The organism is Pseudomonas lactucae, from assembly GCF_036688725.1.
Classification (GTDB): Bacteria; Pseudomonadota; Gammaproteobacteria; order Pseudomonadales; family Pseudomonadaceae; genus Aquipseudomonas; species Aquipseudomonas lactucae.
Genome location: NZ_JAQQPT010000005.1, coordinates 175193 through 184474 on the forward strand (window position 1 = coordinate 175193; position 9282 = coordinate 184474).

Annotated in this window: 13 protein-coding genes; 5 read left to right on the forward strand and 8 right to left on the reverse strand. The window is 59.2% G+C overall.

All coding sequences use genetic code 11. The features are described 5' to 3' along the window. Positions 1–100: 100 nt before the first annotated feature. From hisG to V6M90_RS07370, 8 genes are all read right to left on the reverse strand, one after another. Positions 101–736, reverse strand: a complete 636-nt coding sequence (hisG, locus tag V6M90_RS07335) for an ATP phosphoribosyltransferase (RefSeq protein WP_003171824.1) — start codon at positions 734–736, stop codon at positions 101–103. 148 nt (positions 737–884) lie between these two features. Further along, positions 885–2150, reverse strand: coding sequence for a UDP-N-acetylglucosamine 1-carboxyvinyltransferase (gene murA / locus V6M90_RS07340; RefSeq protein WP_071494136.1), 1266 nt, complete (start codon positions 2148–2150; stop codon positions 885–887). A 23-nt stretch (positions 2151–2173) separates the two neighbouring features. Beyond that, a complete protein-coding gene (locus tag V6M90_RS07345) occupies positions 2174–2413 on the reverse strand; it encodes a BolA family protein (RefSeq protein ID WP_003171818.1) in 240 nt (79 codons plus the stop codon). Positions 2414–2527: 114 nt separating this feature from the next. Then, positions 2528–2833, reverse strand: coding sequence for an STAS domain-containing protein (locus tag V6M90_RS07350; RefSeq protein ID WP_305428513.1), 306 nt, complete (start codon positions 2831–2833; stop codon positions 2528–2530). Next, positions 2830–3477: an MlaC/ttg2D family ABC transporter substrate-binding protein gene (locus tag V6M90_RS07355; RefSeq protein WP_141064026.1), complete on the reverse strand. Its 648-nt coding sequence runs from the start codon at positions 3475–3477 to the stop codon at positions 2830–2832. The genes V6M90_RS07350 and V6M90_RS07355 overlap by 4 nt, the downstream gene beginning before the upstream one ends. 11 nt (positions 3478–3488) lie before the next feature. After that, a complete protein-coding gene (gene mlaD, locus V6M90_RS07360) occupies positions 3489–3956 on the reverse strand; it encodes an outer membrane lipid asymmetry maintenance protein MlaD (RefSeq protein ID WP_003171814.1) in 468 nt (155 codons plus the stop codon). Further along, positions 3956–4753 (reverse strand): lipid asymmetry maintenance ABC transporter permease subunit MlaE, encoded by a 798-nt coding sequence (mlaE, locus tag V6M90_RS07365; protein WP_003171812.1) that lies wholly within the window; start codon positions 4751–4753, stop codon positions 3956–3958. The genes mlaD and mlaE overlap by 1 nt, the downstream gene beginning before the upstream one ends. Then, positions 4753–5562 (reverse strand): ATP-binding cassette domain-containing protein, encoded by an 810-nt coding sequence (locus tag V6M90_RS07370; RefSeq protein WP_003171811.1) that lies wholly within the window; start codon positions 5560–5562, stop codon positions 4753–4755. The genes mlaE and V6M90_RS07370 overlap by 1 nt, the downstream gene beginning before the upstream one ends. Positions 5563–5873: 311 nt before the next feature. Here V6M90_RS07370 and V6M90_RS07375 point away from each other — a divergent pair, with 311 nt between their 5' ends. From V6M90_RS07375 to lptB, 5 genes are read left to right on the forward strand one after another with little or no spacing between them, the layout of a single operon-like run. After that, entirely contained in the window at positions 5874–6848 is a 975-nt protein-coding gene (locus V6M90_RS07375) for a KpsF/GutQ family sugar-phosphate isomerase (RefSeq protein ID WP_003171810.1), read from the forward strand. Next, the gene (locus V6M90_RS07380; protein ID WP_003171809.1) at positions 6849–7373 is read left to right on the forward strand and encodes a KdsC family phosphatase; all 525 of its coding nucleotides are present in this window, start codon (positions 6849–6851) and stop codon (positions 7371–7373) included. Positions 7374–7381: 8 nt separating this feature from the next. After that, positions 7382–7954, forward strand: coding sequence for an LPS export ABC transporter periplasmic protein LptC (gene lptC, locus V6M90_RS07385; RefSeq protein ID WP_003171808.1), 573 nt, complete (start codon positions 7382–7384; stop codon positions 7952–7954). Continuing rightward, a complete protein-coding gene (gene lptA / locus V6M90_RS07390) occupies positions 7941–8474 on the forward strand; it encodes a lipopolysaccharide transport periplasmic protein LptA (RefSeq protein WP_003171807.1) in 534 nt (177 codons plus the stop codon). Before lptC ends, lptA begins: the two co-directional genes overlap by 14 nt. After that, entirely contained in the window at positions 8474–9199 is a 726-nt protein-coding gene (lptB, locus tag V6M90_RS07395) for an LPS export ABC transporter ATP-binding protein (RefSeq protein WP_003171806.1), read from the forward strand. The genes lptA and lptB overlap by 1 nt, the downstream gene beginning before the upstream one ends. Positions 9200–9282: the final 83 nt, after the last annotated feature.

Here is a 9282-nt window from a genome sequence, read left to right on the forward strand (position 1 = left end):
ACTCAGGCGCCCTAAACTAGCAGTCGTTTCCGCTTGGGCACCTGAGAATTCTGGCTATGAGGCGGATAGACGGGCGCAGCTGTTGGGCTACGCGGGTGAGTCAACCGCGGTGTCGAGACTCCACTGCGGTGCGCAGGGTGTCGATCAACGCCTGGATACGGGCGTGCTGCATCTTCATCGACGCCTTGTTGACGATCAGGCGGGAGCTGATGTCTGCGATGAAGTCCTGGGGTTCGAGGCCATTGGCACGCAAGGTGTTGCCGGTGTCGACCACATCGATGATCTTGTCGGCCAGACCGATCAGCGGCGCCAGCTCCATCGAGCCATACAGCTTGATGATGTCGACCTGACGACCTTGTTCGGCGTAGTAGCGCTTGGCAACATTGACGAACTTGGTGGCCACGCGCAGGCGACCCTTGGGCTCGACATCACCGACACGGCCGGCAGTCATCAGTTTGCACAACGCGATACGCAGGTCCAGAGGCTCGTACAGGCCCTGGCCACCATATTCCATCAGCACGTCTTTACCGGCGACGCCCAGGTCGGCCGCGCCATGTTCAACGTAGGTCGGCACGTCGGTAGCCCGCACGATCAGCAGACGAACGTCGTCCTGAGTCGTGGGGATGATCAGCTTGCGGCTCTTGTCCGGATTCTCGGTCGGCACGATGCCCGCTTCAGCCAGAAGCGGCAACGTGTCGTCAAGGATGCGGCCCTTGGACAGTGCGATGGTCAACATGGGAAACGTCAGTCCTTCATCAGGCTATTGCGGTCCGGACACAAACAGCGCCAGACACAGATCGAGGCCATGACAGCCTCGATTTGAAACGAATCACTTAACAGCAAACTGTGGCAAGGGAGCTTGCTCCCTTGCCACAATCCGAAGACTAACCCGGTACGCGGCGGATTTTGGCGCCGAGCATCTGCAGTTTTTCTTCGATGCACTCATAACCACGGTCGATGTGGTAGATGCGGTCGATCAGTGTATCGCCTTCGGCGATCAACGCCGAAATGACCAGGCTGGCCGAAGCACGCAGGTCGGTCGCCATGACGGGCGCGCCTTTGAGCTTCTCGGTGCCGGTGACGATGGCCGTGTTGCCTTCGACCTGGATCTTCGCGCCCATGCGGTGCAGTTCGTACACGTGCATGAAGCGGTTTTCGAAGATCGTCTCGATGACCGCACCGGTGCCTTCGGCAATGGCGTTCAGGGAAATGAACTGAGCTTGCATGTCGGTCGGGAATGCCGGGTACGGAGCGGTACGCACGTTGACGGCTTTTGGCCGCTTGCCGTGCATGTTCAGCTCGATCCAGTCTTCACCCGTGGTGATTTCCGCACCGGCTTCACGCAGTTTTTCCAGGACCGCTTCCAGGATGGTCGGATCGGTGTCCTTGACCTTGACGCGACCACCGGTAACGGCGGCGGCGACCAGGTAGGTACCGGTCTCGATGCGGTCAGGCATGACTTTGTAGGTGGCGGTGTGCAGACGCTCTACGCCATCGATGGTGATGGTGTCGGTGCCGGCACCGGAAACCTTCGCGCCCATGGCGTTCAGGAAGTTGGCCAGGTCGACCACTTCCGGCTCACGAGCGGCGTTCTGCAGCACGCTGCGGCCTTTGGCCAGGGCGGCGGCCATCATGATGTTCTCGGTACCGGTCACGCTGACGGTATCAAAGAAGAAGTTCGCGCCACGCAGGCCGCCTTCCGGCGCCTTGGCCTTGATGTAGCCGCCTTCGACGTCAATGACCGCGCCCATGGCTTCGAGGCCACGGATGTGCAGGTCCACCGGACGCGAGCCAATGGCGCAACCGCCAGGCAATGCGACTTCGGCTTCGCCGAAACGGGCAACCATCGGGCCCAGTACCAGGATCGACGCACGCATGGTTTTCACCAGCTCGTACGGCGCGATCAGGGTCTTGATGGTGCGCGGGTCGATTTCGACCGAGAGTTTCTCGTCGATCACCGGCTCAATGCCCATGCGACCGAACAGCTCGATCATGGTGGTGATGTCGTGCAGGTGCGGCAGGTTGGCCACGGTCACCGGGCCATCGCACAGCAGGGTCGCCGCCAGAATCGGCAAGGCAGAGTTTTTCGCACCGGAAATGCGGATCTCGCCATCAAGGCGGGCACCACCGGTAATAATCAATTTATCCATAAGAATCTCGACGCCTTGGGGGCTCAGGTGCGCTCGGCCCAGGCCGCGCGGCTGAAAAATTTCATAGTGACCGCATGGATGCTGCCATCGGTGATCCACGGGTTCAAATGGGCATAGATCTGCTGCTGACGCTTGACCGGGCTGAGTGCCGCCAGTTCATCGCTAATCACATTCAGCTGGAAATTGCAGCCTTCGCCTTCAACTTCAACAGTCGTTTCCGGCAGCTTTCCTTCGAGAAAGCTTTTAACTTCGTTGGCCTGCATGCTCAACCTCTATCGGCGCCCAGTGCGCGCGGGTCGCACATCATACAAAAAAGCCCCGCGCCTGCGAACCCCGTATAACAGGACTCTGACGGGGGGCTAGCTTGAAAGTATGTATTAAGGATGCGCCAACAGCTCGGTCAGACCGGAAACCTCGGCGATTTCGCGCATGTCGTCGGGCAACGCACGGATGCTGACCGGTTTTTTGGCCGCATCGGCATCGCGCATGAAGCACAACAGCAACGACAAGCCGACACTGCTGGACTTGGTCACCGCCGAGCAATCGACCACCAGCGCGGGAGCGCTGCTGGCCTTGATCAGCGCCTGGCCCTGCTTGCGCAGGTCCGGCCCGGTGCGGTAATCCAGCACGCCGCTGAGGAACAGCTCACCGGCTTCGCCAAGACGAACAGCCGACTCGGTCATTGCACGGTCTTCCCAGCTTCTTTATCGGAAGTTTCCTTGGCCTTGGCGACTTCACCGGCCCAACCATTGATAGTCTTGTCCAGGTCATTGCCATTGCGCTGCATGGCGTCGGCGAACTGGTCACGGAACAGCTTGCCGATGTTGATGCCGTTGATGATCACGTTACGCAGCTTCCACTCGCCGTTGACCTTTTCCAGCGTGTACTGCACAGGGTAGACGGCGCCGTTATTGCCTTTGACGCTCATGTTCACACTGGTGCGATCGCCTGACTCATCCCCGGCTGGAGCGACGGTGATGCCCTGGTTGTTGTACTCAAGCAGCGCGTTGCCATAGAACTGGAACAGGCCTTTCTTGAAGTTTTCCTGGAAGGTCTGCATCTGGGCAGGTGTTGCCTTGCGCGAATACTTGACCGTCATGATGCTGCGGGAAATGCCTTCGGCATCGACGACAGGGCCGACAATGGTGTTGAGCGCATTGTAGAACTTGCTTGGGTCTTGTTTGTACTGCTCTTTATTGGCAGTCAGGTCAGCCAGCATCTTGTTGGTCGTGTCCTGCACCAGCTCGTGCGCTGAGCCGGCCGCGTTCGCCATCAGCGGCAACGCTGCAAGCAGTACCAGAAGGCCACGTCGCAAGGTAGAGATCATGTGCAGATTCCTCATTTGGCGTCTTTATTGACCGTATTGAGCAGGAATTTACCGATCAGGTCTTCAAGCACCAGCGACGACTGCGTGTCGTGGATGGTCGAACCATCCTTGAGCAGGGCTGTTTCCCCGCCCACGCTGACACCGATGTACTTCTCGCCCAGCAAACCCGCAGTGAGGATAGATGCAGTGGAGTCAGTCGGCAGATTATCGACCTTCTTGTCCAGTTGCATCGTCACGCGCCCGGTAAAGCTGTCGCGGTCCAGATCGATTGCCGTGACCTTGCCGATGGTCACACCGGCCATGGTCACTTTAGCTCTGACAGTCAAACCGGCGATATTGTCGAAGTACGCGTAAAGTTTATAAGTATCGGCGGTGGGGCTGGCCGAAAGGCCGCTGACCCGCAGGGCCAGCAACAGTAAAGCCAGGATGCCAGCCAGCAAGAAAAGGCCGACACCGATTTCCACAGTGCGGTTTTGCATCAGAAATCTCCAAACATCAAGGCGGTCAAAATGAAGTCAAGGCCCAGTACCGCCAGCGAGGCGTACACAACGGTCTTGGTGGTGGCGCGACTGATCCCTTCTGAGGTGGGCTCACAGTCGTAGCCTTGGAATACGGCGATCCAGGTCACTACAAAGGCAAAGACGATGCTCTTTATGATGCCGTTGAGCACGTCACCGTTGAAGGTCACGCTGTTCTGCATGTTGCCCCAGTAAGAGCCGTCATAGACGCCCAGCCAGTCAACCGCCACCCACGAACCGCCCCAGATCCCCACCACGCTGAAGATCATCGCCAGCAGTGGCAGGGAAATGAAGCCGGCCCACAGGCGCGGGGCAACAATGTACTTGAGCGGGTCCACGCCAATCATTTCGAGGCTGGACAATTGCTCGGTGGACTTCATGTTGCCGATTTCGGCGGTCAACGCCGAACCGGCGCGGCCCGCAAACAACAATGCGGTGACCACCGGCCCCAGCTCACGCAACAGCGTCAGGGCGACCATCTGCCCAACGGCCTGCTCAGAACCGTAGCCGGAAAGGATATTGAACCCCTGCAACGCCAGCACCATGCCGATGAAAATCCCGGAAACCACGATGATCACCAGGGACATTACACCAACCGAATGCAGCTGCTTGATCAACAGGCCAAACCCGCCCCCAATGCCACCTCGACCGAGCAGGGCGTGAAACAGGAAAATCGTCGAACGGCCCAGCACTTCGACCATGTCGATGCCGGAGCGACCGAAAAGGCGAACCTTTTCGATGAGAGATGTCTTGCGCATCAGCGCTTCCCCAGAAGATCTGAGCGGTAATCCGCTGCCGGAAAGTGAAAAGGCACAGGGCCATCAGGATCGCCGGTCATGAATTGGCGAATACGCGGGTTGTCGGCGTTCATCAGTTCTTCAGGCGTGCCCTGCCCCAGCACCTGGCCATCGCCCACTACATAGAGGTAGTCGGCAATGCTCGCGGTTTCCGCCAGGTCATGGGACACGACGATGCTGGTGATGCCCAGCGCATCGTTGAGCAGGCGGATCAGGCGTACCAGCACGCCCATGGCGATCGGGTCCTGACCAACAAAAGGCTCGTCGTACATGAGGATCTGCGGGTCAAGGGCGATGGCTCGCGCCAGGGCCACACGGCGCTTCATGCCGCCGGACAGTTCGTCAGGCATCAGGTCGATGGCGCCGCGAAGGCCTACGGCCTGCAGTTTCAGCAACACAATGTCACGAATCATTTCATCAGACAGCTGGGTGTGCACGCGCAGCGGAAACGCCACGTTCTCGAATACATCGAGGTCGGTGAACAGCGCACCGCTCTGGAACAGGACGCCCATATGCTTGCGCGCATCGAACAGATCGCTGCGCGACAGCGTCGGCAGGTTCTGGCCATTGACCCACACTTCGCCGGCACTGGGGCGCAGTTGCATGCCCATCAGGCGCAACAGCGTAGTCTTGCCGCAGCCGGACGGCCCCATGATGCCCGTCACCTTGCCGCGGGGAATGCGAATATCGACGTTATTGAAGATGCTGCGCGTCCCGCGCTTGAAGGTCAGACCCTTCAGCTCGACCGCGTAGGCGTTATCGGCACTCATCTAAACTCCTTGGGATGCAGCCTCTCACTCAGACACCACGCTTGCGACAAACGTTTGCAACGGTGACGCAATAGATAGCCACATGGGCTGGGCGGACCGAACTGGCGGCGAACTATATCACTGCTGGTACAACGCGCCCAAGGCCGGAACTGCGCTTGTTCAGATCCAGGACAGGGAAAAAACGTTGCCGGCTATGTTACCAAGGCTGGAATCTCAGGCACCCGCTGAATAAAGCATGACGAACTTGCGTGAGGGAATCGATCATTACCGCTATAATCGCCGACTTTTCGTCAGGCTATACGATTTCAGACATGAGCCAATCCAGCGACCTTATTCAATCCGCACAACGCACCATCCGCCTCGAGCTTGAAGCCGTAGAAGGCTTGCTGGCACATATCGACGCAGATTTCGTACGCGCCTGCGAGATGATTCTGGCCAGCAAGGGCCGCGTTGTGGTGGTCGGCATGGGCAAATCGGGCCACGTCGGCAACAAGATCGCCGCCACCCTGGCCAGCACCGGAACCACCGCGTTTTTCGTGCATCCCGCCGAGGCCAGCCACGGCGACATGGGCATGATCACCAAGGATGACATCATCCTGGCGCTGTCCAACTCCGGCACCACCAACGAAATCGTGACCCTGCTGCCGCTGATCAAACGCCTGGGGATCCAGATGATCAGCATCACCGGCAACCCGGACTCGACGCTGGCCAAGGCCGCCGAAGTGAACCTGAATGTTCACGTGGCCCACGAAGCCTGCCCGCTGAACCTGGCGCCGACCTCCTCCACCACCGCCGCGCTGGTCATGGGCGATGCCCTCTCCGTAGCGTTGCTGGAGGCCCGCGGATTCACCGCCGAAGATTTCGCGTTTTCACATCCTGGCGGCGCCCTGGGCCGGCGCCTGCTGTTGAAAGTCGAGAATGTCATGCATTCGGGCGATGAATTGCCTCACGTGCAGCGCGGCACCCTGCTGAAGGACGCGCTGATGGAAATGACCCGCAAAGGCCTGGGCATGACCGTGATCCTGGAAGCCGACGGGCGCCTGGCCGGCGTGTTCACCGACGGTGACTTGCGGCGCACCCTGGACCGCACCATCGATATCCACACCGCAACCATCGACGCGGTCATGACTCCACACGGCAAGACCGCACGCCCCGAGATGCTCGCGGCCGAAGCATTGAAGATCATGGAAGACCACAAGATCGGCGCGCTGGTGGTGGTCGATAATCACGACCACCCGGTAGGCGCCCTGAACATGCACGACTTGTTGCGTGCGGGAGTGATGTAAATGACCAGCGATTTATTGCAACGCGGCAAGCACATCAAGTTGGCGATTTTCGACGTTGATGGCGTGCTGACCGATGGCCGCCTGTACTTTCTCGAAGACGGCAGCGAATTCAAGACATTCAACACACTGGACGGCCAGGGCATCAAGATGCTGATGGCGGCAGGTGTGCAGACGGCGATTATCAGCGGCCGAAAAACCCCCGTTGTGGAACGCCGCGCACAAAACCTGGGAATTGCTCACCTGTATCAGGGCCGTGAGGATAAACTGGTGGTGCTGGACGAGCTTCTTGGCCAACTCAACCTAAGCTATGAGCAGGTCGCCTACCTGGGCGATGACCTGCCGGACTTGCCGGTCATTCGCCGGGTGGGCCTGGGCATGGCCGTCGCCAACGCGGCGGCGTTCGTTCGCGAGCACGCCCATGGCATCACCACCGCCCGTGGTGGCGAAGGTGCGGCCCGTGAGTTCTGCGAACTGATTCTGCGAGCCCAGGGCAGCCTTGAAGCGGCCCACGCCGCCTACTTATAGAGCGTTATATGCTGAGCAAAAAGATTCGCAACTTCCTGCTATTCGGAGTCATCGCCGCGCTGTTCCTGGCGGTGGGCTACTGGAATATCAGCCCGGAGCGCTTCCTCGACCAGCCTGCCGCGCAGGTCGACAAAGGCGCTATCGACTATTACGCCACCAACGCCTACAGCGTGCAGTTCCTGCCCGACGGCAAGGTGCAGTATGAAATGACCTCGGACAAGGTCGAGCATTTGAAGGCCAGCGAAGTTACCTTGCTGACCAACCCGGACTTGAACCTTTATCGCGGCACTGAGTTTCCCTGGCACGTCACCAGCAAGCGTGGCGAAGTGAACCCGGACGGCACCCAGGTGGAGCTGATTGACTCGGTGCGCGTCGCGCGCACCGATGCCAAGAACCGTGACACCGTGATTACCAGCAGCCGCATGACCGTATTCCCACAGAAGCAATATGCGCAGACCGAGCAAGACGTTAGAATCGACGGCGCTGGCGGTGTATCGACTGGCAAGGGAATGAAAGCGTATTTGAAAGAAAGCAGGATACACCTGCTATCGAACGTAAGAGGACAGTATGAGGCTCGTTAAAACTCTCCCTATTTTGCTCGGCCTGGGCGCTGTACTGGGAAGCGTGAGCGCCTGGGCTCTGCCGAACGATAGCCAGCAGCCGATCCACATTTCGGCTGATGATGCGCAACTGGATGACAAGCAAGGTGTAGCGACCTACACCGGCGGCGTGATCATCACCCAAGGTTCGATGAAGATCACCGGTAATACCGTAACGCTGACGCGCACCCAAAGCGGTGACATCGACGTCGTGACTTCGGTAGGCAACCTGGCTTACTTCGAACAGAAGCAGTCGGCTACCGACACAGGTCCGATGAAAGGCTACGGCAAGACTATCCAGTATCACGCCCAGCAGAATCGCATCGTCCTGATTGACCAGGCCAAGGTGCTGAGCCCGGATGGCAACTCCACGGAAGGTGAAAAAATCACCTATGACACCGTGAAGCAGATCGCTAACGCCGGTCGCGCCAATGGCAGCAAAGTCACCGCGCCGCGCCCACGCATCGACATGGTTATCCAGCCGAAGAAGAAGGCCGAGTAATGGCAACCCTGAAAGCCCAGCATCTGGCCAAGGCCTATAAAAGCCGTCAGGTCGTGCGCGACGTCAGCCTGTCGATCGACAGCGGCCAGATCGTCGGCTTGCTCGGCCCCAACGGCGCCGGCAAGACCACCTGCTTCTATATGATCGTCGGCCTGGTCCAGGCGGACCAGGGTCGCGTTCTGATCGACGACCTGGATGTCAGCCACCAGCCGATGCACGGCCGTGCGCGGGCCGGTATCGGCTATCTTCCCCAGGAAGCGTCGATCTTCCGCAAACTGTCGGTTGCGGACAACATCATGGCGATCCTTGAGACCCGCAAGGAACTCGACCGCGATGGGCGCCGCAAGGAGCTGGAAAGCCTGCTGCAGGAATTCCACATCAACCACATTCGCGACAACCTGGGCATGAGCCTGTCCGGTGGTGAACGCCGCCGCGTGGAAATCGCCCGTGCCCTGGCGACCGCCCCCAAGTTCATCTTGCTGGACGAACCGTTTGCCGGCGTCGACCCGATCTCGGTCGGTGACATCAAGCAGATCATCCACCACCTCAAGGCCAAGGGTATCGGTGTGCTGATCACCGACCACAACGTGCGTGAAACCCTCGATATCTGCGAAACCGCGTATATCGTTAACGATGGCCAATTGATCGCCGAGGGTGACTCCGCGACTATCCTCGCCAACGAACTGGTCAAGGAAGTGTACCTGGGTCACGAGTTCCGCCTGTAAACCTGTCCGTACCGACAAGGCGGCGGCAAGTCGGTCGCCTGGAGCGCGGGAGTCAATAAAAACCTCGAGTTTTTTATTGTTAC